General features: G+C 65.4%; 29 protein-coding genes and 1 tRNA gene. 20 read left to right on the forward strand and 10 right to left on the reverse strand.

Annotated features, from left to right (window positions below; translation table 11 throughout):
- Positions 1-27: 27 nt before the first annotated feature.
- A complete protein-coding gene (locus tag ACRYLO_RS12180; protein WP_482660403.1) occupies positions 28-516 on the forward strand; it encodes an SH3 domain-containing protein in 489 nt (162 codons plus the stop codon).
- A 163-nt stretch (positions 517-679) separates the two neighbouring features.
- On the opposite strand, the gene ACRYLO_RS12185 is transcribed toward ACRYLO_RS12180, so the two are convergent.
- Both ACRYLO_RS12185 and ACRYLO_RS12190 read right to left on the reverse strand, forming a co-directional pair.
- Entirely contained in the window at positions 680-1,366 is a 687-nt protein-coding gene (locus ACRYLO_RS12185) for an RlmE family RNA methyltransferase (RefSeq protein ID WP_482660404.1), read from the reverse strand.
- On the reverse strand, positions 1,363-2,421 hold the full coding sequence (locus ACRYLO_RS12190) for a Ppx/GppA phosphatase family protein (RefSeq protein ID WP_482660405.1): 1,059 nt from the start codon (positions 2,419-2,421) through the stop codon (positions 1,363-1,365). Before ACRYLO_RS12190 ends, ACRYLO_RS12185 begins: the two co-directional genes overlap by 4 nt.
- A 168-nt stretch (positions 2,422-2,589) precedes the next feature.
- On the opposite strand from ACRYLO_RS12190, the gene ACRYLO_RS12195 reads away from it, so the two are divergent.
- Positions 2,590-2,663 (forward strand) — tRNA-Gln (locus ACRYLO_RS12195).
- A 230-nt stretch (positions 2,664-2,893) separates the two neighbouring features.
- The gene (locus tag ACRYLO_RS12200; protein WP_482660406.1) at positions 2,894-4,864 is read left to right on the forward strand and encodes a putative bifunctional diguanylate cyclase/phosphodiesterase; all 1,971 of its coding nucleotides are present in this window, start codon (positions 2,894-2,896) and stop codon (positions 4,862-4,864) included.
- A gap of 26 nt (positions 4,865-4,890) precedes the next feature.
- Here ACRYLO_RS12200 and ACRYLO_RS12205 read toward each other — a convergent pair whose 3' ends face one another.
- Positions 4,891-6,078 (reverse strand): acetyl-CoA C-acyltransferase, encoded by a 1,188-nt coding sequence (locus ACRYLO_RS12205; RefSeq protein ID WP_482660407.1) that lies wholly within the window; start codon positions 6,076-6,078, stop codon positions 4,891-4,893.
- 54 nt (positions 6,079-6,132) lie between these two features.
- Between ACRYLO_RS12205 and ACRYLO_RS12210 the strand changes: the two genes are divergently transcribed.
- Genes ACRYLO_RS12210 through ACRYLO_RS12220 form a run of 3 tightly spaced genes read left to right on the forward strand, consistent with a single transcriptional unit; the run spans position 6,133 to position 8,550 of the window.
- Positions 6,133-6,405, forward strand: a complete 273-nt coding sequence (locus ACRYLO_RS12210; protein ID WP_482660408.1) for a hypothetical protein — start codon at positions 6,133-6,135, stop codon at positions 6,403-6,405.
- Positions 6,398-7,141 carry a prepilin peptidase gene (locus tag ACRYLO_RS12215; RefSeq protein WP_482660409.1) on the forward strand — a complete coding sequence of 248 codons (744 nt, stop codon included), beginning with the start codon at positions 6,398-6,400 and terminating at the stop codon, positions 7,139-7,141. The genes ACRYLO_RS12210 and ACRYLO_RS12215 overlap by 8 nt, the downstream gene beginning before the upstream one ends.
- A gap of 2 nt (positions 7,142-7,143) precedes the next feature.
- Complete coding sequence (locus ACRYLO_RS12220; RefSeq protein WP_482660410.1) at positions 7,144-8,550, forward strand: coniferyl aldehyde dehydrogenase; 1,407 nt, start codon at positions 7,144-7,146, stop codon at positions 8,548-8,550.
- Here the strand turns inward: ACRYLO_RS12220 and ACRYLO_RS12225 are convergent.
- The 3 genes from ACRYLO_RS12225 to ACRYLO_RS12235 form a co-directional block, all read right to left on the reverse strand.
- The gene (locus ACRYLO_RS12225) at positions 8,547-9,239 is read right to left on the reverse strand and encodes a glutamine amidotransferase (RefSeq protein ID WP_482660411.1); all 693 of its coding nucleotides are present in this window, start codon (positions 9,237-9,239) and stop codon (positions 8,547-8,549) included. The genes ACRYLO_RS12220 and ACRYLO_RS12225 overlap by 4 nt on opposite strands.
- A 3-nt stretch (positions 9,240-9,242) precedes the next feature.
- Positions 9,243-10,646, reverse strand: coding sequence for an NAD(P)H-dependent flavin oxidoreductase (locus ACRYLO_RS12230; RefSeq protein WP_482661739.1), 1,404 nt, complete (start codon positions 10,644-10,646; stop codon positions 9,243-9,245).
- 62 nt (positions 10,647-10,708) lie between these two features.
- The gene (locus tag ACRYLO_RS12235; RefSeq protein ID WP_482660412.1) at positions 10,709-11,839 is read right to left on the reverse strand and encodes a glycosyltransferase; all 1,131 of its coding nucleotides are present in this window, start codon (positions 11,837-11,839) and stop codon (positions 10,709-10,711) included.
- A 456-nt stretch (positions 11,840-12,295) separates the two neighbouring features.
- Here ACRYLO_RS12235 and ACRYLO_RS12240 point away from each other — a divergent pair, with 456 nt between their 5' ends.
- Complete coding sequence (locus ACRYLO_RS12240; RefSeq protein WP_482660413.1) at positions 12,296-12,499, forward strand: hypothetical protein; 204 nt, start codon at positions 12,296-12,298, stop codon at positions 12,497-12,499.
- A 93-nt stretch (positions 12,500-12,592) separates the two neighbouring features.
- Here ACRYLO_RS12240 and ACRYLO_RS12245 read toward each other — a convergent pair whose 3' ends face one another.
- Positions 12,593-12,955, reverse strand: a complete 363-nt coding sequence (locus tag ACRYLO_RS12245) for an endonuclease domain-containing protein (protein WP_482660414.1) — start codon at positions 12,953-12,955, stop codon at positions 12,593-12,595.
- Positions 12,956-13,057: 102 nt separating this feature from the next.
- Positions 13,058-13,915 (reverse strand): alpha/beta fold hydrolase, encoded by an 858-nt coding sequence (locus tag ACRYLO_RS12250; RefSeq protein ID WP_482661740.1) that lies wholly within the window; start codon positions 13,913-13,915, stop codon positions 13,058-13,060.
- Positions 13,916-14,112: 197 nt separating this feature from the next.
- On the opposite strand from ACRYLO_RS12250, the gene ACRYLO_RS12255 reads away from it, so the two are divergent.
- From ACRYLO_RS12255 to ACRYLO_RS12290, 8 genes are all read left to right on the forward strand, one after another.
- The gene (locus ACRYLO_RS12255; protein ID WP_482660415.1) at positions 14,113-15,519 is read left to right on the forward strand and encodes a protein adenylyltransferase SelO family protein; all 1,407 of its coding nucleotides are present in this window, start codon (positions 14,113-14,115) and stop codon (positions 15,517-15,519) included.
- A 68-nt stretch (positions 15,520-15,587) separates the two neighbouring features.
- A complete protein-coding gene (astD, locus tag ACRYLO_RS12260) occupies positions 15,588-17,003 on the forward strand; it encodes a succinylglutamate-semialdehyde dehydrogenase (protein ID WP_482660416.1) in 1,416 nt (471 codons plus the stop codon).
- 101 nt (positions 17,004-17,104) lie between these two features.
- Complete coding sequence (locus ACRYLO_RS12265; RefSeq protein WP_482660417.1) at positions 17,105-17,278, forward strand: hypothetical protein; 174 nt, start codon at positions 17,105-17,107, stop codon at positions 17,276-17,278.
- Positions 17,279-17,344: 66 nt separating this feature from the next.
- Positions 17,345-18,130 (forward strand): uroporphyrinogen-III C-methyltransferase, encoded by a 786-nt coding sequence (gene cobA / locus ACRYLO_RS12270; RefSeq protein ID WP_482660418.1) that lies wholly within the window; start codon positions 17,345-17,347, stop codon positions 18,128-18,130.
- Positions 18,127-18,423, forward strand: coding sequence for a DUF2849 domain-containing protein (locus ACRYLO_RS12275; RefSeq protein ID WP_482660419.1), 297 nt, complete (start codon positions 18,127-18,129; stop codon positions 18,421-18,423). The genes cobA and ACRYLO_RS12275 overlap by 4 nt, the downstream gene beginning before the upstream one ends.
- Position 18,424: 1 nt before the next feature.
- The gene (locus tag ACRYLO_RS12280; RefSeq protein ID WP_482660420.1) at positions 18,425-20,056 is read left to right on the forward strand and encodes a nitrite/sulfite reductase; all 1,632 of its coding nucleotides are present in this window, start codon (positions 18,425-18,427) and stop codon (positions 20,054-20,056) included.
- The gene (locus ACRYLO_RS12285) at positions 20,049-20,471 is read left to right on the forward strand and encodes a DUF934 domain-containing protein (protein ID WP_482660421.1); all 423 of its coding nucleotides are present in this window, start codon (positions 20,049-20,051) and stop codon (positions 20,469-20,471) included. The genes ACRYLO_RS12280 and ACRYLO_RS12285 overlap by 8 nt, the downstream gene beginning before the upstream one ends.
- Positions 20,464-21,234, forward strand: coding sequence for a phosphoadenylyl-sulfate reductase (locus ACRYLO_RS12290; protein ID WP_482660422.1), 771 nt, complete (start codon positions 20,464-20,466; stop codon positions 21,232-21,234). Before ACRYLO_RS12285 ends, ACRYLO_RS12290 begins: the two co-directional genes overlap by 8 nt.
- A 114-nt stretch (positions 21,235-21,348) precedes the next feature.
- On the opposite strand, the gene ACRYLO_RS12295 is transcribed toward ACRYLO_RS12290, so the two are convergent.
- Positions 21,349-22,863, reverse strand: a complete 1,515-nt coding sequence (locus tag ACRYLO_RS12295; protein WP_294014738.1) for a replicative DNA helicase — start codon at positions 22,861-22,863, stop codon at positions 21,349-21,351.
- Between the two features lie 93 nt (positions 22,864-22,956).
- Between ACRYLO_RS12295 and ACRYLO_RS12300 the strand changes: the two genes are divergently transcribed.
- Genes ACRYLO_RS12300 through dcd form a run of 5 tightly spaced genes read left to right on the forward strand, consistent with a single transcriptional unit; the run spans position 22,957 to position 25,898 of the window.
- Positions 22,957-23,439: a UPF0262 family protein gene (locus tag ACRYLO_RS12300; protein WP_482660423.1), complete on the forward strand. Its 483-nt coding sequence runs from the start codon at positions 22,957-22,959 to the stop codon at positions 23,437-23,439.
- A gap of 5 nt (positions 23,440-23,444) precedes the next feature.
- A complete protein-coding gene (locus ACRYLO_RS12305; RefSeq protein WP_482660424.1) occupies positions 23,445-24,110 on the forward strand; it encodes a GH25 family lysozyme in 666 nt (221 codons plus the stop codon).
- On the forward strand, positions 24,107-24,556 hold the full coding sequence (locus ACRYLO_RS12310) for a cytidine deaminase (protein ID WP_482660425.1): 450 nt from the start codon (positions 24,107-24,109) through the stop codon (positions 24,554-24,556). The genes ACRYLO_RS12305 and ACRYLO_RS12310 overlap by 4 nt, the downstream gene beginning before the upstream one ends.
- Complete coding sequence (locus ACRYLO_RS12315) at positions 24,556-25,284, forward strand: hypothetical protein (protein ID WP_482660426.1); 729 nt, start codon at positions 24,556-24,558, stop codon at positions 25,282-25,284. The genes ACRYLO_RS12310 and ACRYLO_RS12315 overlap by 1 nt, the downstream gene beginning before the upstream one ends.
- A gap of 59 nt (positions 25,285-25,343) precedes the next feature.
- Positions 25,344-25,898, forward strand: a complete 555-nt coding sequence (dcd, locus tag ACRYLO_RS12320; RefSeq protein WP_260480770.1) for a dCTP deaminase — start codon at positions 25,344-25,346, stop codon at positions 25,896-25,898.
- A gap of 193 nt (positions 25,899-26,091) precedes the next feature.
- Here the strand turns inward: dcd and ACRYLO_RS12325 are convergent, their stop codons facing one another.
- A complete protein-coding gene (locus tag ACRYLO_RS12325; RefSeq protein ID WP_482660427.1) occupies positions 26,092-26,454 on the reverse strand; it encodes a tetratricopeptide repeat protein in 363 nt (120 codons plus the stop codon).
- Positions 26,455-26,519: the final 65 nt, after the last annotated feature.

Raw genomic sequence — 26,519 nt, forward strand, 5'->3', positions numbered from 1 at the left:
GGCCGACACGTGTTCGCGGGGGAAATAATGCAATTGCGGGTGCTTCTTGCCGCACTGGTGACGGTCGCGTTGGGGATTTGCGCGATCGGCGACGCCTGGGCGCAGCAGCGCAAGCCGCCCTATTTCGCTTCGATCGCCGCCAGCAAGGCGCGGATGCGCACCGGACCGGGGCGCAACTATCCCGCCAGCTGGCTTTATGTCCGCGCCGATCTGCCGATCAAGGTGATCGAAGTCTATAATGACTGGCGCAAGGTCGAGGATCCGGACGGCACCCAGGGCTGGATGCTGGTGTCGCTGCTGTCGAGCACGCGCACCGCGATCGTCGTCGGATCGGTGCTGGAGATGCGCGACGAGCCGCGCTTTGGTGCGCGCGTCAACTGGCGCGCCGCCCCCGGGGTGGTCGGCAAGATCAGCAAATGCCGCCGCGGCTGGTGCTGGCTCGATGTGCGCGGACGCGGCGGCTATGTCGAACAGAACCGCATCTGGGGCACCGAGCCGGGCGAGGAAGTGCCCTAGGGTCTGTACTCAATCAGCACGGGGTCGAGACGGAGCGGATTTTGGCGCAGGGCGAGGAGCGCGGAGGGAGCGATGCCAAAGCATCGAGACCGACGAGGGACGACGCCATGCGCCAAAAGGCGCCCGCCGCTGCGCGGTTGCCCGGTCTGATTGAGTACAGACCCTAGACCTCTTCCTCCGGGCTTTCCACCCGCCCCTTAAACCCCTGCGCCACCACGAACCATTCGACCGATCCCTTGCGGCTCGACGGCGGCTTGGCGTGCTTCACGCTGGTAAAGTTGCGCTTCATCTCCGCAACCAGCGTGCTGTCGGCACCGCCCGCAAAGACCTTCGAGACGAATGCGCCACCAGGAGCGAGATTCTGGATCGCGAAGTCGAGCGCGGTTTCCACCAGTCCCATGGTGCGCAGCGCATCGGTCTGCGCGTGGCCGACGGTGTTGGCCGCCATGTCCGACAGGACCAGGTCAGGCGCACCGCCCAGCGCTTCGACCAACCGGTCCGGGGCCGCATCGTCGGTGAAGTCCATCTGAAAGATCGTGACTCCCTCGATCGGATCGACCGGCAACAGGTCGATACCGACCACTGCCGCCTTGGGCAGCTTGCGGCGGATCACCTGGGCCCACCCGCCCGGCGCGATGCCGAGATCGACGACGCGCTTGGCACCCTTGAGCATGTCGAACTTTTCGTCGAGCTCGATCAGCTTATAGGCGGCGCGGCTGCGATAGCCCTCTGCCTTGGCCTTTTTGACATAGGGGTCGTTGAGCTGGCGTTCGAGCCAGCGGATCGACTGGCTGGTGCGCCCGCGCCCGGTGCGCACGCGCGTATGCCCTCGCGTTCCGCCCCGGCTCACAGCGTGCGTCCGTCGATCAGGCGGCGAAGGATGCCTTCGCGAATGCCGCGGTCGGCAATGCCAAGCCGTTCGGCGGGCCAGATGTCCATGATCGTCTCCAATATCGCGCAGCCCGCAACGACCAGATCGGCCCGCTCGGAACCGATGCACGGGATCGCCGACCGGCCGGCCAGGTCGAGTTCGGCGATGCGCTGACTGACCGCCCGCATCGACGCGGCCGATACGATCAGCCCGTCGACGGCGTTACGGTCATAGGACGGCAGGCCGAGATGCACGCTCGCCAGCGTCGTCACGGTACCACTTGTGCCGAGCAGCCGCGGCGTGCCGGTGATCCTTGAGAGCCGGGCGACAAATGGCGCAAACGCCTCGACCACCGCAGCACGCATCCGGGCATAAGCGGCGGCGCGGGTTTCGGCATCATGATCGCCCACGATGCCGCGCGCCTCGGTCAGCGAAACAACGCCCCATGGCGCGCTATGCCAGTCCAGGATCCGCGGCTGTTCCCCGGTCGAATCGACCACCACCAGCTCGGTCGATCCACCGCCGATATCGAACACCAGCGCCGGGCCATCGCCGGGCTCCAGCAGCGCGTGGCAACCCAGGACGGCGAGCCGCGCTTCTTCCTCTGCAGTGATGATGTCGAGCACGATTCCAGTCTCGCGATAAACACGCTGGATGAACTCCGGCCCGTTCGCCGCCTGCCGGCACGCTTCGGTCGCGACCGACCGCGACAGCGCAACGTTGCGGCGGCGCAGCTTTTCGGCACAGATGCGCAACGCCGCGATTGTCCGCTCGATCGCCGCATCCGACAGCCGTCCGCTCGACGCCAGCCCCTCGCCCAGGCGCACGATGCGCGAAAAAGCGTCAACTACTGTAAAGCCACCTCCCGTGGGCCGGGCGATCAGCAGCCGACAATTATTCGTGCCCAGGTCCAGCGCGGCATAATGGCGCGCCTCGGGCCAGCGCGCACGCCCCGCATTCGGGGCAAGTTCAGGGGCCGGGCGGGCCGGTTTCTTGGCCGGCGGGCGCGGCATCCTGGCGGAGCCATCCCCCATGCAACTACTCACTTATGTTCTTCCGTCACGGCCGGAACAGGCCGCCGGTGCTTGGTAGCCAAGCTAGCGCAAGGACTTGGGGCAGGCAAGCGGCGCCGATGGCAACCGCATCGTTACCCTATTGACCCGGACGCCAAGCCCGCATAGATGCGCGCGCTCCGAGCGCGATGCCCTGTCGTCTAATGGTAAGACCACGGACTCTGACTCCGTTAATTGTGGTTCGAATCCACACGGGGCATCCAATTCACCGCTAGGCACCATACAGCACCGATGGCACGTCGTTTCCCCGCGACAGGAATGATGCGCGGGTGACACGCCCGTTATGCGCCCTGCCCGCCGATTTCCGGTGGGCGCCGCCCGAATCCCAAAATTCTCCCCTAAAATGTGAAGCTCCAGCCAGTTGAGATCGGCTGGGCGTTCCATCCGGCCATCCATCGGCCAGTACGAGGATTGAGGCAAAGCAGGCCGCCGGATGACCTTCTATCGCGCCATGAACGGATTGTGGGCCATCGGCAGCTCCGCCGAACTGGTGGCCGCGCAATATCGCGCGTTACGCAACCAGATCCCGCTGATGTACGCGCTGATGATCGTCGACGCGGGGTTTCTTGCGGCTGCGACATTCCATAAAGTTCCGTTACTGCTCAGCGTCGGCGCGCCGATACTCCTCGCGCTGATGGCAACGGGCCGTGCGCTGATCTGGCTCAAGCGACCGGGTGCCATCGCAGAGATCGCCAACATCCGGCGCTATCTTCGCGGCACGGTCGTCGTGGCTGCGATCCTCAGCACCGCATTTGGTGGCTGGGGGTTCGTGCTCATGAGTTTTGCGACCCCGGAGCAAGTCTTTGCGATCGCGCTCTATATCTTCGTCGGTGCGATCGGATGCTGCTACTGCCTTCAGGCGCTTCCGGCGGCGGCACGGCTGGTTCTGCTGCTCGGCGCAGCACCCGTCACTGCCCGCCTTTGGCTGTCCAATGACTGGTATCTGTTCGGCATCGGCGTGAACTTCGTCCTTGTCGCGGCACTGATCGCCAAGATGCTGTCGAGCTATCATGACGGTTATATCGACATGCTCAACTCGCGATCGGAAATGCTGGTCGAGCAGGCGCGGGCGCAATCGGCGGAGCGCCGCGCGCAGCAACTGGCCTATCAGGATGTCCTGACCGAACTCCCGAATCGCCGCGCGCTGAGCGAGAATCTCGCCGGCCTGCGCTTTCTGGCCCCGCAACGCGCGCTTGCGCTGCTGGTGCTCGATCTCGACCATTTCAAAGCGGTAAATGACGTCCATGGCCACCATGCGGGCGATGAATTGCTGCAACGGGTGGCCGCATGCCTGACCGAGATTCTGGAGGGCACCGGGACGGCCTATCGGCTCGGCGGCGACGAGTTCGCGATCACCCTGGACCTCGACCCCGCTCAGTCCGACCTGCCCGAGGTGACCGCGCACCGCATCGTGACCAAGCTCGCCGCGCCATTCTGGATCGACGGTCTCGTCCATCATATCGGGGGGAGCATCGGCATTTCGCTTTACCCGCGCGACGCGACCGACAGCGAAACGCTGATGCGCCGTGCCGATATCGCGCTGTATCAGGCCAAGTCATGCGGACGATCGCAGTATCGCATGTTCGAACGTGCCATGGATGCCGAGATTGTCCGCCGGTCGGTGCTGGAGCAGGAGTTCCGTCGCGACCTGGTCCAGGGCGCCTTCCGTCCTTATTATCAGCCGATCGTCCATCTCGAGTCCGGCGACATTACCGGTTTCGAGATGCTCGCGCGCTGGAAGCGCGACGATGGCACGGATGTCGGACCCTGCGAGTTCATCCCGATCGCCGAGGAATGCGGGTTGGTCGGCGAATTGATGCTCAGCCTGCTCGAACAAGCCTGTGTCGATGCGACGGCATGGGGACCGGGACTGACGCTGTCGATCAACGTGTCGCCGACCCAGCTCAAGGACCGATGGCTCAGCGAGAAGATCCTGCGCGTCCTGACCCAGACCGGGCTACCGCCGCAGCGGTTGAAGCTGGAGATTACCGAAAATGCGCTGATCGCCGAGCCAGCGCATGCCAAGTTGGTCGTCGAAAGCCTGAAGAATCAGGGCGTCCTGCTCGCGCTCGACGATTTCGGCACCGGCTATTCGTCGATTCAGCATCTGCGCATCCTGCCGTTCGACAATGTGAAGATCGATCGATCCTTCATCACCGGTATCGAACACGATGCTGAGGCGCACCGCATGGCGGTGTCGATTATCCACCTTGCCTTCAACCTCGGCCTTTCGGTGGTGGCTGAGGGCGTCGAGTGCGCCGGCGTCCTTGCCATCCTCAAGGAAATTGGTTGCGCAGAGGGACAGGGCTATTTCTTCGGCCGCGCGGTCAGTCAGGCTGGAGCGCTCGCCCTGCTCGATCAATCGCGCGGGCTGGCCGAGAAGGGTGAACGCCGCGCCGTCTGACGATCGGCACGGCGTCCCGACGAAAATCAGTCGATCAGTTCCAGCGCCACGGCGGTCGCCTCACCCCCGCCGATGCACAAAGACGCCATCCCGCGCTTCTGGCCGTTGTTCTGCAGAGCGGCGATCAGCGTCGCCATGATCCGCGCGCCGCTCGCACCGATCGGGTGACCCATCGCGCAGGCGCCGCCATTGATGTTGAGGATGTCGTGCGGAATCGACAGGTCGCGCATCGCGATCATCGCGACGACGGCAAACGCCTCATTCACCTCGAACAGATCGACTTCGCCGATCCCCCAACCGGCCTTGGCCAGCGCCTTTTGCATCGCGAACACCGGGGCGGTGGTGAAGCGTGCGGGGGCATGGGCGTGACCGGCATGTGCGACCAGTCGCGCGACGGGAGTGAGGCCCAGCTTTTCAGCAACGGACGCACGGGTCATCACCAGCGCGGCCGCACCGTCGGAGATTGACGATGCGTTCGCCGCAGTCACCGTGCCGTCCTTGGCAAAGGCGGGCTTGAGCGCAGGGATCTTCGCTGGGTCACCCTTGGACGGCTGTTCGTCGATCGCGACGGTGACGACGCCCTTACGGGTCTTGACCTCGACGGGAACGATCTCCCGGTCGAACCCACCATTCGCTTGGGCCTTTTGGGCGCGGGTCAGGCTGGCGATAGCATAGTCGTCCTGCGCTTCGCGCGTGAACTGATATTCGGTCGCGATCTCCTCGGCATAGGTGCCCATCGCGCGGCCGGGCTCATAGGCGTCCTCAAGGCCGTCGAGGAACATATGGTCGTAGAGCCGGTCATGCCCGATCCGCGCGCCGTTGCGGTGCTTGAGCGACAGATACGGCGCGTTGGTCATGCTCTCCAGCCCGCCCGCGATGATCAGATCCGCCGATCCCGCCACCAGCGCATCGGACGCCATGATCGCAGCCTGCATGCCCGATCCGCACATCTTGTTGACCGTCGTCGCCTCGATATGCTGCGGCAGGCCCGCACGGATCGCCGCCTGACGCGCGGGGGCCTGACCGAGCCCGGCGGGCAGCACGCAGCCCATATAGATGCGCTCGATCGCCTCACCCTTCAGCCCCGCACGCTCGACCGCCGCGCCGACCGCCGTCGCACCCAGCTCGGTCGCGGTCACATCGGCCAGCGCGCCCTGCATGCTGCCCATGGGGGTGCGGGCATAAGAGACGATGACGACGGGATCGGTGGACATGTTGGCCTCTCCGGGAGTTTGCGTTGCGGGCGATCTAGGCTTGCGCCCCCACAAATGCAAAAGGGAGCGACGATGGAACTGCTGGACATCCTCAAATGGTTCGCCTCGATCAGCGGCATCATCGCCGCGTTCATGGTCAGCCTCGACAATGGCCGCCGCGTCACCGGGTGGGGCTTTGCGTTGTTCGTCGCGTCGAGCATCGCGTGGATCACCGGCGCGATGATCGACGGCGAAGAGGCGTTGCTGTCGCAGAATGCGGTACTGTTCGGAATCAACATCTTCGGCGTCTATCGCTACCTGATCCGCAAGAAGGCAGTCGATGGCTGACCTTTACTGGCCGCTCCTGCTCGGCATACTGGGACTCGTCTTTGGCAGTTTCATCGCCACCGTCGCGATCCGATGGCCGCAGGGGCGCAGCGCATTGCAGGGACGGTCGGAGTGTGACGGCTGCGACAAGGCATTGGCAGCACATGAATTGATCCCGCTGCTTAGTTTCGTGCTGCAGCGCGGGCGGTGCCGGGCGTGCGGCAACGCCATCCACCTCGCCCACCCCGCCACCGAAGTCGCAGGGCTAGCGATCGGCGTCGCCGCGGGGCTGGTCGCGCCGGGATGGGAGGGCGTGGCGGGTGCGGTGTTCGGCTGGCTGCTGCTGGCACTGGCCGCGCTCGATCTCGCCGCCTTCTGGCTGCCCAATGTGCTGACCGGCACACTTGCGGTCGCCGGCGTTGTGGACGGCATCTTTTTCGAGCCGGGCTGGATCGACCGCATTCTTGGCGGGTTGATCGGATTCGGCCTGCTCTATCTGGTCGCCTTCACCTATCGCCACGTCCGCAAGCGTGAGGGGCTGGGCGGGGGCGATCCCAAGCTGTTCGGGGCGATCGGCCTGTGGCTGGGCGCGTCGATGCTCGCGCCCGTTTTGCTAGGAGCGAGCGTCACCGGGCTGGCGGTCGCACTCGCGATGAAGCTGTCGGGACGCGAAATCGGGATGACGAGTCGGCTTCCACTCGGCACATTGCTTGCCATCGCCGCATTCCCGGCGTGGCTCTATTCGGTTGGAGTGTGACGATGCGCGAGATTCTGGATGCCCAGCGGGCAGCGTTCATGGCGGAGCTGCCGGTCGGGCTCGACGTGCGCAAGGATCGGCTGAAGCGCGCCGCCGCGATGGTGCGCGACAATGCCGCCCGCTTCTGCGACGCGCTCAGCGAGGATTTCGGGCATCGCAGCCGCCAGCAATCGATGATCACCGACATCGCGGCATCGGTCTCGCCGCTCGACCATGCGCGCAAGTCGCTCGACCGCTGGGCGCGGCGGGAGAAGAAGCCGGTGATGTTCCCGCTCGGCCTGCTCGGCGCAAAGGCATGGGTCGAATATCAGCCCAAGGGCGTGGTCGGAATCATCTCGCCCTGGAATTTCCCGGTCAATCTGGTGATGAGCCCGCTCGCCGGCGTGTTCGCGGCGGGCAATCGCGCGATGGTGAAGACCAGCGAATTCACCCCGGTCACCGCCGCGTTGTTCGAGCAACTGGCGCCCAAATATTTCGACCCGACCGAGCTGGCATTCATCAGCGGCGGGCCGGATGTCGGCAAGGCGTTCGCCTCCCTCCCCTTCGACCATCTGCTGTTCACTGGCGCGACTGGCGTCGGTCGGCATATCCTCCACGCCGCCGCCGATAACCTGACGCCGGTCACGCTGGAGCTGGGCGGCAAATCGCCCGCGATCCTGGGCCGCTCCGCCAATCTGGCGCAGGCGACCGAGCGGGTGGCGATTGGCAAGATGCTCAATGCCGGACAGATCTGCATCGCCCCCGACTATCTGATGGTCGCGGCGGAGCAGGAAGCGGCGGCGGTTGACGGTATCGTCGCGGCGGCGTCCGCCATGTACCCGACATTGCTGGCCAACCCCGACTATACCTCGGTCGTGAACGACCGGCACTATGCACGCCTGACCGCCGCCATTGCCGACGCCCGTGACAAGGGGGCGGAGGTGATCGAGGTCAATCCGGGGAACGAGGATTTTGCCGCGTCGAACAGCCGCAAGCTGCCGCTGCACATTGTGCGCAACCCGACCGACGACATGATCGTGATGCAGGAAGAGATTTTCGGGCCGATCCTGCCGGTGCGGAAGTACGACAGCATCGACGGCGCGATTGCCGAAGTGAACCGGCGCGACCGGCCGCTCGCGCTCTATTATTTCGGCAACGATGAGGGCGAGCGGCGGCGGGTGCTCGACCGGACGATCTCGGGCGGGGTCAGCCTGGACGACACGATCTTCCATGTTTCGATGGAGGAGTTGCCGTTCGGCGGCATCGGGCCGTCAGGTATGGGTGCCTATCATGGCGAGCCGGGCTTCCGCACCTTCAGCCATGCCAAGTCGGTGTTCAAGCAATCGAAGCTCAACGTGGCCAAGCTCGGCGGGCTCATGCCGCCTTATGGCAAGACCACCGACAGCGCGATCAAGCGGCAGATCGGCTAGAGCCCGGCCAGCCACTCGCTCAGCATCGCCCGCCCCGCCGCCGCCGCTGCGGAGCCGAGCCGGCCGTGCTGGTCGCGCAGCTCGGAGATCGTCAGCCCGCCCTGCGCCACATAATGGTCCGAGCCGTCGAGCCACTCTTCGAACTGCGCATCTTCCCCGATTTCGGGATGGAATTGCAGCGCCAGGAGCTGCGCCCCGCGGCGGAATGCCTGGTTGCGATAGGCCGGGGTGGACGCAAGCAATTCGGTGTCGTCGGGCAGGTCGAACGTGTCGCCATGCCAGTGCATCACCGGAACCCCGTCAAAATGCCGGAGCGGGGATGCGGCCCCAGCGTCGTTCAGCGCTACCGGGGCGAAGCCGACCTCCTTGACCGGCCCGGCAAACACGTCCGCCCCTAGCGCGGCTGCGATCAACTGTGCGCCGAGACAGACGCCCAGCGTCGGCCGGGCCAAGGCAATGCGCTCGGTGAGCCCGGCGACCTCGCCCTCGATCCACGGATGGGCGGAGCGCTCGTAAACGCCCATCGGGCCGCCCATCAGGACGAGCAGATCGGGCGCTGCGAAATCCAGTGATGCGAAGGCCGGGTCGTCGACATCCACGGTGTCGATGACATAGCCCGCCGCAGCGATCGGCGCCTGAAACCCCGCCAGCCCTTCATAGGGTTTGTGCCGGATCGCGAGCGCCTGCACCGGTCAATCCCCTGTCAGAATCCGGTCGACCAGTTGCTTCACCGTCGGCACGAAACCGTTGGAGTAGAAGGGGTCGCGCTTGAAGTTATACGCGGCGTGGCCGGCGAACATCAGATTCTGGTCGGTCGGGCCGCCATGGGCGATGTCCTGCAGCGTCTTTTGAATGCAGAAGCTGCGCGGATCGGCGAGGCGGCCGGTCGAGTTGGTCTCGCTGTCCGCCCAGCTCGAAAAGCTGCACTGGCTGAGGCAGCCCATACAATCGGCCTGATCCTTGCGGATCAGCTGCTTTTCTTCCGTGCCGACGAAGATCAGCGTGTTGTCGGGCGTCTTGAGCGCGTCGGTGAAGCCCAGGCCCACCCATTCGCGGGCGCGCAGCAGATCGTTGCGGGTCACCCAGAAGTTCTTGCCCTTCACCCCGGCGTCGAGCTGGAAGCTGTGGTCGCCCGCCTGCTCGGTCGAATAGGCGATCTGGCGCTCGGAGCGCGCTTCGAGGCTGCGCAGGAACGGGTTGCGGACGGCTGATGAATAAAAGCCGGTCGGCGAGAAGCGGTGCAGCAGCACGTCGCCCTCTTCGATCTCCATCAGCTTCGACTTCCACTCCTGCGGGATCGGGCTTTCCTGCGTCAGCAGCGGACGCGTGCCGAACTGGAAAGCGATTGTCCCGAGTTCGGGATTGTCGATCCAGTCGGACCAGTCGCGCAGATACCAGACGCCACCGGCCATCACGATCGGCACATCGTCCGAAATGCCGCCTTCGCGCATCACGTCCCGCAGTTCCTTGACGCGCGGATAGGGATCCTGCGGCGCGCGGGGGTCTTCGGCATTGGACAGGCCGTTATGCCCGCCGGCGAGCCAGGGATCCTCATACACCACCGCCGCCAGCCATTCGCTCGCCTTGGAATAAGCGCGCTTCCACAGCGCGCGGAAGGCGCGGCCGGAACTGACGATCGGGAGATAGCTGACGCCGTAGGACGCGGTGATTTCGGACAGCTTGTAGGGCATGCCCGCGCCGCAGGTCACGCCGGCGACCATGCCGCGGGTCCGCTCCAGCACGCCGTGCAGGATGCGCTGGGCACCGCCCATTTCCCACAGCACGTTGATGTTGATCGCGCCCTTGCCGCCCGAGATTTCGAACGCGCGCTTGACCTGCTGCACCGCGCCTTCGATCGCATAGGCGATCAGTTCCTCATGGCGCTCGCGGCGGGTCAGCGCCTTGTAAATCTGGGGGATGATCTTGCCTTCGGCGTCATAGCTGTCGGCGTTGACCGCGCTGACCGTTCCGATGCCGCCCGCTGCGGCCCAGGCACCTGCCGAAGCATGATTGGTCGCCGCGACACCCTTGCCGCCTTCCACCAACGGCCAGACTTCCTGGCCGTTATAGACGATCGGCTTCAAACCCTTGAACAACGACATCCTCCGAGAAATTCCGTTTTTGCCTTAGCTTCGACAGGTCGGTTTTGCGAGCGCTATTAGCCCAGCGCGCCCGGGCGCCCTGCAGCCTCCGAATAGAGTTTCGCATAGGCCGCGATCATCGCCTGTTCGTCGAACAACGCACGGGCGCGGATCTGGTTCGCCTTGCCGACGGTGCGGCGGGCGTCGGGATGGGCGGCGAGCACCTCGATCCGGTCGCGCAGATGGACCGGGTTCCAGTCCTTGCTGATCGTCGAGACATTGTCGGGATCGACCATCTTGGCGACATCGCCGACGGGGGTCGATGCGATCGGCAGCCCCGCCGCCATCGCCTCCATCACTGCAATCGGCTGTTGCTCGCTCTTCGACGACAGCGCGAAGATATCGAACAGGCCCATATATTTGTGCGGATCGGGCAGGAAGCCGGCGAGCAGCACCTGTTTTTCCATGCCCATGTTCGCAATCGTATCCTCGATCGCCTCCCGGTCCGGGCCTTCGCCGACGATCACCAATTGCGCCTTGGTCTTCATGCCGCCGACCGCGCGGACCAGCATCGGGATATCCTTGACCGGGCGCAGACCGGCAAGGGTGCCGACCACGACATGGCCAGGCAGGCGCTTGAAGCCCGGGATCGCTTTGGGATCGGGCTTGCGGGCATAGGCGGCGACGTCGATGCCGTTGGAGATGCGGTGGATGCGGGCCTTGGGCTGCTTCCACACATGATAGGCGATGCTTTCCAGATTGTGCGACGGCACGACCAGGCCATGCGCGGCGGTCAGCGCGATGCGGCGGTACATGTTGCGGACGCGGTTGAGGCGGAACGCCTCGTCGGAATTAAAGCCGTCTTCGTGATGGATCACCGGGGGCATGTTCTTGCCGAACACCCGCCGCGCCATCACCCCGTCGATCGCGCCCCAATTATAGGTGAGGACCAGGTCGAAGCGCGCCATGAACTTGGCAATCGCCTCGTACCGCGCGACCGAGGGCTTGCCGGTCAGCGGCGGCGGGTTCTGGGCGATTTCGTAGCGGATGCCCTTGGCAATCGCGTCGCGGGCACTCAGCGCGCCGTCGACCCCGGAAACGATGACATGCTTCGCCCGGTCGCCAAAGGCGTTCATCAGGCGGACGGCGCGGGCTTCCTTGCCGCCCAGATCGAAGCTGGAGTGGAGGTGCAGGATGTTGAGCATCATCGGCGCCTTGCAGTCCTGATTTCCGGGGCGGTGTCAACCGGGCTGTCCGACGAAGCTGACGTAAATGTGGGGGTTTTGGGGGGACGCGACCGGGAAGCGACTGCGACGCGACGGGTTTTGGACTGGGACGCGACAGGTGGCCGACTGTTACGCGACGCGCGCGCGACAAGATGACAATTGTGACGGGACCGCGACGCGACACCTGTGCGACTGGCACCTGACGGGCGCGGGACACTGTCAGGCGGGGTGTGTTGCGGTTCAAGGCGTCGGATCGTGTCCACCCCAAGGGTAGATCAGAATAAATCCAACATTGGAAGGGTTTTGGGGGCGCTCGCCAGGGCCAAGTTCAAGTTCCCGCGAACCGTAGCGTGCGAACTCAACGGCTGTTAAACCTGCCCCATGTGTAGCGATACGGGGGCAACACCCTTCCTAAGGGTCCGATTTGAGGGACACGCCGTGGTCAGCGAACGTTTCTTGCGCGATATGCACGAGACATGCTGGGAGCAGATCGGCCCGATCGACACGGACTCATCGCCCGCCGCGACCTTTATCGCCCCCTACGATGATGAATCATCGGACGTGCTGCGAGAAGCGATTCAAAAGATAGAGGGAGCATACGGAGTGAAATGCCTCGGCTGGCATTGGTCGGCGCTATTGTGATCGCAATGCGTGCTCGACGCTGAGATCGCTCCCGTTCTTAGCCCTCTCCCGCTTGCGGGAGAGGGTTGGGTGAGGGTCTTCTTCTTTTTCTTGCTACTCACCATCGCCAGCGGCTGAACCCGCGAGCGCGGCGCTGACCACCGTCAACACTCCGTCGAGATTCTCGAGCACCTCGTTGTTCCAGAAACGGAGGATACGGAACCCCTCGGCCTCAAGGAATGCCGTGCGCGCCGCGTCGCTTTCGATGCTGTGCTGGCTGCCGTCGATCTCGACGATCAGCATTGCCTCCAGACAGGCGAAGTCTGCGATGTAGGGGCCGATCGAGTGCTGGAAGCGGAATTTGTGGCCGTTGATCTGGCGGTTGCGGGCGGCTTGCCAGAAGTGGTTTTCGGCTTCGGTTCGGGCGCGGCGGAGGGGGGCGGCGTGGGGGTTTATGGTGCGGCGGACGGGCGGCATTTGAGGAGGGTAGAAAAGAAGAACGAGAGAAGAAAGGCAGAAGAAGAAGACCCTCACCCAACCCTCTCCCGCGAGCGGGAGAGGGCTAAGAAGAAGAGGCCCTTACCCAACCCTCTGCAGCAACCGGTCGATGGCCGCTGCCGCTTCGGGTTCGGTCAGGGTTGGCGTGTGGCCGGTGTCGGGGATGATCACCAGCTCGCTCGCCGCGACTTGGGCGTGCATGCGGTCGGCGACGGCGGCGGGGAGGATGTCGGAGGTGCCGCCGCGGACGATCAGCAGGGGTTTGTCGGCGAGGCCGGCGAAGGCGCGCCACATGTCGGGGCCGGCTTCGTTGCCGGGGACGCGGAAGGGTTCGGCGATCTTCATGTCATAGTCGAGCACGATTCGCCCCGCGCTGGTCAGGCGGTGCGTGCGCTTGGCCATGTCGAGCCATTCGGTGATGCCCCAATTGGGGTACACATGCGCGTTCGCCTCCGCCACCGCGCGGGCAGCGTGCATCCAGGTCGGGTGCCAGGTCGATTTGCCGACATAGCCGCGGATGCGGCCGAGCCCCGCCGGGTCGATTTCCGGCCCGACATCGTTGAGCACCGCGCCGGCGATGCGTTCGGGATGAGTCGAGGCCATCAGCATCGTCAATATGCCGCCTAATGACGTCCCGACCGCGACGAAGCGGTCGAGCTTCAGTTCCCCGACCAGCGCCTCCAGATCCTGGAGATAGGTCAGCGGGACATAGGTCATCGGGTCCTTGGCATAGCCGCTTTCGCCACGCCCGCGCAGTTCGACCGCGATCACGCGCCAATCGCCGGACAGCCGCTCGGCGAGCTGCTCATAATCGCGGGCGTTGCGGGTCAGGCCGGGGATGCACAGCAAGGGCGGGCGGTCTGCACGGCCCGGATAATCGCGATAATGCAGCCGCAGCCCGTCGCCGGACCACCAATAGCCATCGGAATATTTGGGCAGGTTGCGCGCGGTCGCCATCGCCCCCCATATCGCCGCATGGCCGATTTCCCGCAAGCTCCGTTACCCAATCGCGATCTGCCCTGCCCCTGTCATCCCCGCGAAGGCGGGGATCCATTGGCACTGCGGTCGCGGCTATGCCTTGGAGGACAGCCAGAATGGATCCCCGCCTGCGCGGGGATGACGGGGAGAGCGGGCGCATGACCGATTTCCCGCAAGCGCCCGCGTACATGCCCGATCCGGCGGTGCTGAAACTGGGCGATTCATTCTACGATCCCGTCGATGCCGCCGACTTTCCGAAGACGGTCCTGCGCTTCCGCAACGATCGCGCGGCGGCGGAGGTGGGGCTGGACGGGCTGAGCGACGATCAGTGGCTGAGGCATTTCGGGCGGTTTACGCCGCTGCCGGGCAACCTGCCCCGGCCGCTGGCGATGCGATACCACGGGCATCAGTTCCGGGTGTATAATCCCGAGCTGGGCGACGGGCGCGGGTTCACATTCGCGCAGATGCGGCGCGGGGCGGACGGCGACCTGATGGAACTGGGCACCAAGGGTTCGGGCCAGACGCCGTGGAGCCGGTTCGGCGACGGGCGGCTGACGCTGAAGGGTGGCGTGCGCGAGGTGCTGGCGACCGAGATGCTGCAGGCGCTGGGCGTGAACACCTCCCGCAGTTTCTCGCTGATCGAGACGGGCGAGGCGCTGCAGCGCAATGACGAGCCGTCCCCCACCCGTTCCGCCGTGCTGGTGCGGATGAGCCATGGGCAGATCCGCATCGGGACGTTCCAGCGGCTGGCCTATCATGGCGATACGGAGAATATGCGGCGGCTGGTCGACTGGTGCCTGGCCGAATTGTTCGGGGTGAAGCCGTTCGAGGACCCGGTCGCGCAGTTTTTCGAGCTGGTGGTTGCGCGCACCGCGGCGCTGGCGGGCGAGTATATGGTCGCGGGGTTCGTGCATGGCGTGCTCAACACCGACAACATCAATGTGACCGGCGAGAGCTTCGACTATGGGCCGTGGCGGTTTGCGGCGAATTTCGATCCCGGCTTTACTGCCGCCTATTTCGACCATGCCGGACTTTATGCCTTTGGTCGTCAGCCCGATGCGATCCTGTGGGATGTCGCGCAGCTGGCGGTGTCGCTGCGCATCATCAGCGAGGCGCCGCCGCTGATCGCACGGCTCGAGAAGTTCGAGCATTATTACAAGATGTTCTATGAGCTCCCGCTGCGCCGACGGCTGGGGATTGTCCCGCCCGAGGGAGTCGATGCACCTGCGCTGGGCTGGGCGCTCAAGGATGCGGTCGAGCAAGCGCTGATGGCGACGGGCCAGTCGATCGATCGCTTCTTCTTCGACGCCTATGGCGGCACCCTGCCCGGTAGCTATGGCCCGGAATGGGATGCGGTGCGCGCGGCGCTCGCCCCCTATGCGCCGGTTCCGCAGGCGCGCGACCACGCCTATTTCGCGGGTGAACCCTGTTCGATGCTGATCGATGAGGTCGAGGCGATCTGGGCAGCGATCGACCGCGACGATGATTGGGGGCCGTTCAACGCCAAGGTGGCGGCGATTCGGCACATGGGCGCTGCGCTCGATACGGGCGCATGTCACGGGTGAGGTGGCAACACGCTTAATAGCTGCTAGAGGAAGTCCGATCCAAGGGGCTCCAACGCATAGAAAGACCCATGCCCGCCACGGAAATCATTTCGACCGAACCCGCCACCGGTGCCGTGCTGTGGCGGCACAAGATCGGCGATGTCGACGGAGAGGTTGCCAAGGCCCGCGCCAGCTGGGCCGAATGGGCGGCGCGTCCGCTTGCCTATCGCATCGAGGCGCTGCGCCGCTTCGCCAACGTTGTGCGGCAAAAGAGCGACGCCTTCACCGACCTGATCGCGCGCGAGACCGGCAAGCCGCTGTGGGAAGCGCGGACCGAGGTCGAGACGGTCATCGCCAAGGTCGATATCTCGATCAGCGCCTTTTCCGAGCGCACCGGACAGCGGCGGATCGATGCGGCGATGAACACGCGCCTTGCGCTGCGGCACAAGCCGCATGGCGTGCTGGCGGTGCTCGGGCCGTATAATTTCCCGGCGCATCTGCCCAACGGGCACATCGTCCCGGCGCTGCTGGCGGGCAATGCCGTCGTGTTCAAGCCATCGGAAAAGACCCCGGCGACCGGCGCATTCCTGGTCGAATGCTTCCATGCGGCCGGGGTGCCCGAAGGGTGCATCCGCCTGCTGATCGGCGGGCCGGACGAGGGCAAGGCGCTGGCCGGCCATGACGGGATCGACGGGCTGTTGTTCACCGGCTCGGCCCGCACCGGCATCGCGCTCAACCGCGCGTTCGCGTCGAAGCCCGAGAAGATCCTGGCGCTGGAGATGGGCGGCAACAACCCGATCCTGGTGTGGGATACGCCCGACATCTATTCCGCCGCCGTGCTGGTGGTGCAGTCGGCGTTCACCAGCGCCGGACAGCGTTGCACCGCCGCGCGCCGCCTGATCGTCGACGAGAAATTGTTCGAACCGCTGGTGGGTGAGGTCAACCGGCTGATCGGGCGGCTGATCATCGGCGAGCCGCATGCCGACCCGGCGCCGTTCATGGGGCCGGTGATCGACAATGACACCGCCGACCTGCTGACCGAAAGCTTCCTCGAGCTGACCTTCCTGGGCGGCAAGCCGCTGCGGCACATGGAGCGGCCGATCGAGGGGCGGCCGTTCGTCACCCCGGCGATGATCGACATGACCGAGGCGAAGGAAAAGCCCGATGTCGAGCTGTTCGGCCCGATTCTGCAGGTCATCCGCGCCAAGACGTTCGAGGAGGCGATCGCCGAGGCGAACAACACCCGCTACGGCCTGTCGGCCAGCCTGGTCAGCCAGGACCCGCAGCTCTACGACCAGTTCTGGGCCAATATCCGCGCGGGCATCGTCAACTGGAACAAGCCGACCAACGGCGCGAGTTCGTCGGCGCCGTTCGGCGGCATCGGCTGGTCGGGCAACCATCGCCCCAGCGCCTTCTACGCCGCCGATTATTGCGCCTATCCGGTGGTATCGTCCGAATCCGAACAGGCGCGGGTGTCGATCGGGATCGGGTTGCGCGAAAGCTGACGCCGCGCCCGCGACACCCGAGTTCGGCACGAATTACGAATTTATTCAGGTAGATGCGATGAGCTGCGGAACAGGCGCAGCACCTGTGGATTGAGCGCGCCGTGAAACCGCTCGTCCTTGCGTCGCCCGCCCCGCCCCGTGCCCAGCGTCTGGCCCAGGAGGCCCGCAATTGCCTGACCATCGCGGTCGGGCATCGCGATATCGCGTTCGCCGCCGAGCTGATCGACGAGGCGGTGAAACTGGCCCAGCGCGCGCGCGAACTGACCAAGGCATAGATTCGCTAGCCTGTCCCCAAGCAACCCTCGGTTGTGGCGTGCCCGCCCGACAGCCATTTGGGTGACATGGTTTCCTTGCTCGATCCCACCGCGCGTGGCCGCGTCATCCTGGTCGGGGCCGGCCCCGGCGATCCCGGCCTGCTCACCGTCCGCGCGGTCGAAGCGCTCAAGTCCGCCGATGTGCTGGTCCATGACGGTCTGGTCGATCCGCGTGTGCTCGACCTCGCGCCGCACGCGCACCGCATCTGCGTCGCCAAGAAGCGCTCCAAGCACACTGTGCCACAGGATGGCATCAACGCGCTGATCATCGCGCATGTGAAGACCGGCGCAATCGTCGTGCGGCTGAAGGGCGGCGACCCGTTCATCTTTGGCCGGGGCGGCGAAGAGGTCGAGGCGGTGCGCGCCGCCGGGCTGCCGGTCGAGGTGATTCCGGGCGTCAGCGCGGCGCTGGGCGCGGCGGCGGAGGCGATGCTGCCGCTGACGCATCGCGACTGGTCGAGCGCGGTCAGCTTCGTCGCGGGCCAGTGCAAGGGGCTGAAGGATCAGGATTGGTCGGGTCTGGCGGGCAAGGGCCGCACGCTGGTCATCTATATGGGTGTCGCCACCTGCCCCGACATTGCCGAGAAATTGATGGGCGATGGCGTGGCGCCGGACATGCCGGTCGCGGTGCTCGAGCGCGCGACGCTGCCGGGCAGCCGCGCGATCCGCACCCTGCTCGCCGATCTGGGCCCGATGGTCGAGCGCGAGAAGGTGCAGAGCCCCGCGATCATCGTGGTCGGCGAAGTGGTCGCGCTGTCGGATGCGCAGGACAAGCTCGCCAGCTGGGCGAAAGCGGCGGAGGCGCTGGCATGAAACTGTTGACCGGAAACGATCTCGCCACCGGCGATGTGACCTGGTGGACCGGCGAAGGCTGGTCGCGCCATGTCGAGGATGCGGTCGATGTCGGCGAGACTGGCGAGGCGATCGCGCAGGCCGAGGAAGGCGCGCGCCGGGTCAACGGCCCCTATGTCATCGACGCGACGCAAACGCCCGATGGGCCGCGCCCTGCGCATATCAAGGACCGCATCCGCGCGCTCGGCCCGACCGTGCGCCCGGACCTGACGCTCAAACCCGCCGATCCCAATGCCGGCAGCTGGGTGATCTGACATGTACAAATATGACGAATATGACCATTCGATCGTCGCGGCGCGGGTCGAGGAGTTTCGCGATCAGGTGAACCGCCGTCTCGCGGGGCAGATCACCGAGGACCAGTTCAAGCCGCTGCGGTTGATGAACGGCCTGTATCTGCAGCTGCACGCGTACATGCTGCGCGTCGCGGTACCCTATGGCACGCTCGACAGCCGCCAGATGCGGATGCTCGCGCATATCGCGCGCAAGTATGACCGCGATTACGGCCATTTCACCACGCGCCAGAATATCCAGTATAACTGGATCAAGCTGGAGGATGCGCCCGACATTCTTGCCGAGCTGGCGACGGTCGAGATGCATGCGATCCAGACCTCGGGCAATTGCATCCGCAATATCAGCAGCGACCAATGGGCCGGCGCAGCGGCGGACGAGCTGACCGATCCGCGCCCCTGGGCCGAATTGCTGCGCCAGTGGAGCACCTTCCACCCCGAATTCAGTTACCTCCCGCGCAAGTTCAAGATCGCGGTGATCGCGGCGGATGAGGATCGCGCGGCGATGCGGCTGCACGATATCGGCATCCAGATCGTCGAACGCGACGGCGTGCATGGCGCGGCGGTCTATGTCGGCGGCGGCATGGGGCGCACCCCGATGATTGCGCCGCTGATCAAGGAGTTCGTGCCGCTCGAAGACCTGCTGAGCTATATCGAGGCGTGCCTGCGCGTCTACAATCGCTATGGCCGCCGCGACAATATGTACAAGGCGCGGATCAAGATCCTGGTCCATGAGATCGGCGCCGACAGCTATCGCGCGCAGGTCGAGGACGAGTTTGTCGCGGTCAAGAAGCTGGGCATCGATCCGCCCAAGGCCGAATTCGACCGGATCGCGGCGCACTTCGCCGATCCGGCGTTCGAGAGCGGCCGGAGCGACGATCTCGACCGTAGCGATCCCGACTTCGCGGTGTGGGTCGACCAGAATGTGGCTGCCCACAAGGCGCCGGGCTATGCCATCGTCAACATCAGCCTGAAGCCGGTCGGCGGCATCCCCGGCGATGCGTCATCGGCGCAGATCGATGTGATGGCGGACCTGGCCGAGCGCTACAGCTTTGACGAGCTGCGCGTGACACATGCGCAGAACATCGTGTTGCCGCATGTGCGCAAGGCGGACCTCTATGCGGTGTGGCAGGCACTGGTCGAGGCCGAGCTGGCCGACGCAAATCTCGACCTGATCAGCGACATCATCGCCTGCCCCGGCCTGGATTATTGCAGCCTCGCCAATGCGCGGTCGATCCCGGTGGCGCAGAAGATCGCGACGCGCTTTTCCGATCTCGGGCGGCAGCGCGAGCTTGGCGAATTGAAGCTGAAGATCAGCGGCTGCATCAACGCGTGCGGCCACCATCATGCCGGGCATATCGGCATACTGGGCGTCGACAAGAAAGGCGTCGAGAATTACCAGCTCTCGCTCGGTGGATCGGGGGCGGAGGATGTGTCGCTCGGCCAGATCACCGGCCCTGGTTTCAGCGAGGACGGCATCGTCGACGCGGTCGAGCGCGCGACCGACGTGTATCTGCGCGAACGCGCGGAGGGCGAACGCTTCCTCGACACCTATCGCCGCATCGGCATGGCCCCGTTCAAGGAGGCGATCTATGGTTGAGTTGCGCTATCGCGACGACGCTCCGCATGACGAGCCTGCGGTGACGCTGGATGCGTTTCTGGGTCAGTCCAACGCGACCGCTGTCCGGCTCGAATCGAGCGAAGATGCGCGCGCGCTGATCCCGCATCTCGATCGGCTGTCGCTGGTCGAAGTGAGCTTTCCCAAGTTCCGCGACGGGCGCGGCTATTCGGCCGGGCGTATCCTGCGCGAGGCGGGCTATACCGGCGAGCTGCGCGCGCAGGGCGATGTGCTGGTCGACCAGATCCCGCTGATGCGCCGCTGCGGGTTCGACAGCTTTGCGCCCGAAGCGCCGGTGGACGAAGCGGTGCTGGCGGCGAGCCTCGCGCGCTATGATGCGGTGTATCAGCGCGCGGCGGACGGGGCGGTCCCGGTCTGGAAGCGGCGGCATGGGTAGCATGACCGCCCGCAAGATCGACCGGATCGATACCAGCCCGGCATTTACCGAGCGCGATGCTCTGCGGCTCAACAATCTGTTCCGCGGTGTTTCGACGGAGGAGATGCTGCGCACGGTGCTGACCGAATCGATGGTCGGTGATGTTGCGCTGGTGTCGTCGTTCGGCGCGGAGAGCGCGGCGCTGCTGCATCTGGTGGCGTCGATCGACCCGGCGGTGCCGGTGTTGTTCCTCGACACCGGCAAGCATTTTCCCGAGACATTGGCCTATCGCGATACGCTGGTGGAGCGGCTGGGGCTGACCGGGCTGCGGGTGCTGACGCCCGATCCAGAATTGCTGGCGAAGAAGGACGAAAGCGGGCTGCGCTGGTCCTATGATCCCGATGGCTGTTGCGAGATCCGCAAGGTGCTGCCGCTCGACGCCGCCATGGCGGGCTTCGACGCCAGCATCACCGGGCGCAAGGCGTTTCAGGCATCGACCCGCAACGCCCTCCCCCGGTTCGAGGTGGATGCGGCGGGCAAGCTGAAGGTCAACCCGCTCGCCGACTGGACGAAGGCGGATATCGAGGCGTATTTCGCGACGCACGACCTGCCCCGCCACCCGCTGGAGGCGCAGGGCTATCTGTCGATCGGCTGCGCGCCGTGCACCAGCAAGGTGAAGCCGGGCGAAGATCCGCGATCGGGCCGCTGGGTCGGGTGGGAAAAGACCGAGTGCGGGATCCATACGCCCGTGGCGGATGGCGACCCGGATTTGCCGGTGTTTTGAAGCTCTCCCCTCCCGCTTGCGGGAGGGGTCGGGGGAGGGCCTGTCCAATCAGGCTGCGCTCCGGGAGGACAGGCCCTCCCCTAGCCGCTCCCGCACGCGGGAGGGGGACTTGGGTTACTCGTAGGGCTCGGCCACCATGTTGCCGGCGTAATCGCTGAAGCGGGTGAAGCTCGATTCGAAGTTCAGCAACACCTTGCCGGTCGCGCCGTGGCGCTGTTTGGCGATGATCAGTTCGGCGAGGCCGAATACGCGCTCCATGTCGAGCGCCCATTTTGCGTGATCCTCGAACGTCTTGGGATCATCGCCTTCGCGCGGCCGCTTGGGTTCGCGGGCGGCGACGTAATAATCCTCGCGGAACACGAACCACACCATGTCGGCGTCCTGCTCGATCGAGCCCGATTCGCGCAGATCTGACAGCATCGGGCGCTTGTCTTCGCGGCTTTCGACCGCGCGGCTCAGCTGGGACAGGGCGATCACGGGGACGTTGATGTCCTTCGCCAGCGTCTTAAGACCGCGGCTGATTTCAGAGATTTCCTGGACGCGGTTGCCTTCGCGGTTGTTGCCGCTGCCTTGAAGCAGCTGAAGATAGTCGACGATGACGAGGCCGAGTTCGCCGTCATGCTTGGACTGGAGGCGACGCACGCGGCTGTGCAGCGCGCTGATCGTCAGGCCGGCGGTGTCGTCGATATAGAGCGGCAACTGTTCAAGGTCTGCCGCCGCCTGCGCCAGCTGAGCGAACTCCGCCTTGCTGATATTGCCCATGCGCAGCGCTTCGGACGCGATGCGTGAGCTTTCCGACAGGATACGCAGCGCCAGCTGGTCCGCCGACATTTCGAGGCTGAAGAAGGCCACCTTGGCGCCGATCGATTCCTTCGGGCTGATGCCGAGGCGGATATCGTCCATCATGCGCCGCGCTGCGTTGTACGCGATGTTGGTGGCGAGCGAGGTCTTGCCCATGCCGGGACGGCCGGCAAGGATGATGAGATCGCTGTGGTGCAGACCGCCGATGCGGCCGTTGACCGAATCGAAGCCGGTGGTGACGCCCGCCACGCCGCCGCCCGCGCTCTGCGCGCGCTTGGCGTTTTCGAGCGCGATCTTGGTCGCTTCGTTGAAGGATTTGACGGTGTTGGCGGTGCCGCCATCGGCCGCGACCTTGAACAATGCCTCTTCGGCGCGGTCGATCTGTTCGCGCGGGTTGACGTCTTCGCTGGTGTCGAGCGCCTTCTCGACCATGTTGCGGCCGACCGTCACCAGCTCGCGCAGCAGGGCGAGATCGTAGATCTGGCGCGCGAATTGCCGCGCGCCGATCAGGCCCGCGCCCGATCCGGTGAGCTGGGCGAGATAGGCGGGGCCGCCGAGCGTCGCCATCCCCTCGTCCTTTTCGAACAGGGGCTTGAGCGTAACCGGGGTCGCGAGCATGTCCTGCTTCCGCAGCGTCTTGATGGCGCGGAAAATGCGGCCGTGGACGGGTTCGAAGAAATGCTGGTCCTGCAGCACCTCCACGATGTCGTCGGCGAGGCGGTTGTCGATCATCATCGCGCCGAGCAACGCCGCCTCTGCCTCCACATTCTGGGGCAGGCGCGGGGCGGCATCCGCCGGGGCGGGGGTGAGCGTTGCGATCGTGGCCATCCACCCCCTTTCCCACTCCGGACTGCGCATCTCAACTGTGGATTACCTTCAATTCTGTGGACGAGCGCCCGTACTCCCCCCTAGATGCGGCGCATGGCCGACCCCCGGATCATCGACGTCACGCTGGACGAGCGCACGATCCTGTGGCGCTCGGCGGATATCGAGCAGGAACGGCGGATCGCGATCTTCGACCTGATCGAGGAAAACAGCTTCGCGCCGCAGCGCGCCTATCCCGATGGCTATGCCGGGCCGTACCGCATCGCGCTGTCGGTGCCGGAGGGGCGGTTGCAGCTGGACATCAAGCGCGAGGATGACAGCGCGCTGGAAACGCTGATCCTGAGCCTCGCCGCATTTCGCCGTCCGATTCGCGATTATTTCGCGATCTGCGACAGCTATTTCCAGGCGATCCGCAGCGCGACCCCGGCGCAGATCGAGACGATCGATATGGCGCGGCGCGGCATCCATGACGATGCAGCGCGGCTGTTGATGGAGCGGCTCGACGGCAAGATTGCGGTCGATCACGCGACCGCGCGGCGGCTGTTCACGCTGATCTGCGTGCTGCACATCAAGGCATGAGGGCGGTGCGCATCTGGGCGGGAGTTATCCTCGCGCTGGCGCTGGTCGGCGTGTGCGCGTGGATGTGGGCGATCGCCTGGGCACCGGCGCGCAGCGATTATGCGCAGCAGGGCATCGATGTATCGGACGAGGCGGGGAAGATCGACTGGTTCACCGCGCGCAGCAGCAATCTCGATTTCGCCTATGCCCGCGCGACCGTCGGCGCCGATGTGCGCGACGCGCTGTTCGCGGAGAATTGGGCGGGGATTTACGAGGCGGGCATCAGGCGCGGGGCGCTGCATGCCTTTTCGCTGTGTCAGCTGGCGAGCGATCAGGCAGGGAATTTCACCGCGACGGTGCCGCGCGATGCCGATGCGCTGCCGGTGGCGATCGACCTGTCCTTCCGCGACGATTGCCCCGCCCGGCCGGAGCGCGACGTGGTGCTGGTCGAGCTGCGTCGGCTCGCCGCGACGATCGAGACGCATAGCGGCAAGCCGGTGATCCTGCGCATCAGCCCGGCGTTCGAAGCGCAGTATCAGGTAAGCGGCGCGATCGACCGGCCGTTGTGGAGCACCGGCATGTTCTTTCCGCCGGCCTATTCCGCGCGCCCGTGGCGGCTGTGGCAGGCCAGCACCATCCGCCGCATCGAGGGGGCCGAGCGTCCCGTAAACTGGAATGTGATCGCACCATGAGTGACATCGACGCCCCCGCCCTGATCGCCGCCGCGCGTGCGGCCGCGCGCAATGCGCATGCGCCCTACTCGAACTTCGCGGTCGGCGCGGCGCTGCTGATGACCGACGGCAGCATCGTGACGGGCTGCAATTTCGAGAATGCGAGCTATGGCCTGTCGCTGTGCGCCGAGACGGTGGCGACCGCGCGCGCCAATGCCGAAGGGCGGCTGCGCGATGTGGTCGCGGTGGGGATCATCGGGGGGATGATGACCGACGGCGTGGCGCATGGCAGCGACCCGATCCGGCCGTGCGGGCGATGCCGTCAGGTGCTGAACGAGGCCGCGCAGCTGGGCGGCCGCGACCTCGCCGTCTATTGCGCGGGAGCGGAGGGTGAGGCGTATGAGACGCATCGGCTGAGCGAGCTGTTGCCGCATGCCTTTGGGCCGGGGGATTTGGGGATTGGGTGATGCGGGCGACGGTCCTGATCCTCAGCCTTGCGCTATGGGGATGCGGTGATCGCAATCCACATTGGAGCGGCACGATCGATGGACCTTTGAGCGGGAACCACGCGATTCCCGAGCGAGCCTCTGGCGGTGAGACGCTCGCGGACTTGGGCTCGGATGGCGCGCGGGTTCTCATCGCGCCGACATTCGGGCGCTACGCTTATTATCTGTCGCTTCGCAGGCTGCCGGCGGGCTGCCTGCCGCGCGACCGCCGACCCGATGATGGTAGCGCCGACGGACGAGCGTGCGGCCCGTCGCGCGTGGATGTCCGGCGTATCGACCAGTTCGACAAATCGGTCGCCACGGCGCGGCTGTTCCTCCCGCCAGAAGAAAGCGACGCGCTTTTCAATGCACTCGATGCCAGGCTTGGCCGCTGGCGTGGCTCCAATTTGGGCGGCACGGACGGCACGGGTATCGACCTTGAGCGCGTGCGCGATGGACGCGTGACATCACTGTCGAGCAATGTCTATGCGGGGCCAGAACATCCGGCGGCGCTGCTGAGCCGCGATCTCCATCGTATCCTGCTGGCTTATGGCCCCGATGGGTTCGCGCCGCGATCCTATGACTGGAACGTCCGGCAACCCGGCGACGACCGTGACTCGTGCAATGATCCGGCTCTCGCTACACCGCTCGACCGTGGCTTCGGGCTAGGCAACAGCGACTGCGACGCCGCAAAGCGCTGGCCCGGCTGAAGCCCCCTTGCCCCGCGCGCGCATTCCGGCGATGCCGGGCGCGCTAATCAGGAGCGCCCATGTCCATTCTCTCCGACATCTGGATTCGCGAACAGGCCACGCAGCACGGCATGATCGAGCCGTTTGTCGAGGCGCAGCGGCGGGAGGGGTGTATCTCGTACGGCCTGTCCTCCTATGGCTATGACGCGCGGGTGGCGGACGAGTTCAAGATCTTCACCAATATCGACAGCGCGGTGGTGGATCCGAAGGATTTTTCGTCGACCAGCTTCGTCGATCGCCAGACCGATGTGTGCATCATCCCGCCGAACAGCTTCGCGCTGGCGCGGACGGTGGAGTATTTCCGGGTGCCGCGCGACGTGCTGGTCATCTGCCTTGGCAAATCGACCTATGCGCGGTGCGGGATCATCGTGAATGTGACGCCGCTGGAGCCCGAATGGGAGGGGCATGTCACGCTGGAGTTTTCGAACACCACGCCGCTGCCAGCGAAAATCTATGCCAATGAGGGCGCGTGCCAGTTCCTGTTCCTCAAGGGGAACGAGCCGTGCGAGACGAGCTATGCCGACCGCGCGGGCAAATATATGGGCCAGCGCGGGGTGACGCTCCCGCGGCTTTAAACGGCGACGGCTGTGATTGCGCCCCCCCTCCCGGAACGGGAGGGGTCGGGGGAGGGGCGAGCGTCTGCGCGCTTCAAGGACTCTCACCCGCCGGAAAAAGCAACGGGCGGGGCATCGCGCCCCGCCCACCGCTGCACCCTCCCCTGGCCCCTCCCTTTCAGGGAGGGGAATGAAATGGAATTGCGGTGAGGCCTTAGCGCCCCGCCATTTGGCCTGCGTCGAGCAGGCGGATGCCGCGCTGGGCGACGGCGTGCGAGGCTGCAACCTGCCCGTTGCTGACGTCCATCGTCACCGGCTTGAGCGCGAGCACGCGGTGGTACAGCGCGCGCGCCTCGGCCACGCGGCCGGTGCGGGCATAAACCGCAGCAAGGTTCAGCAGCACTTCGGGTCGCGCAGGGAAGATGCGCTGTTCGGCAAGCAGCTGGCGCTCGGCATGGTCATAGTCGCCCGCCGCGATCGCGAGATGGGCGTTGGGCTGTTCGACAGATTGGGCCTGCACCGCCGGGGTCACCGCCAACGGTGCAGCCAGGACAATCGACGCGAGGAACTTATGCATTGCACGCTCTCCTAATATTACATTTCAATGACACATTGGTGTCATTAATGTTTCAGAGGCGCAAA

The organism is Sphingomonas sp. SDUR79 (assembly GCF_056821745.1).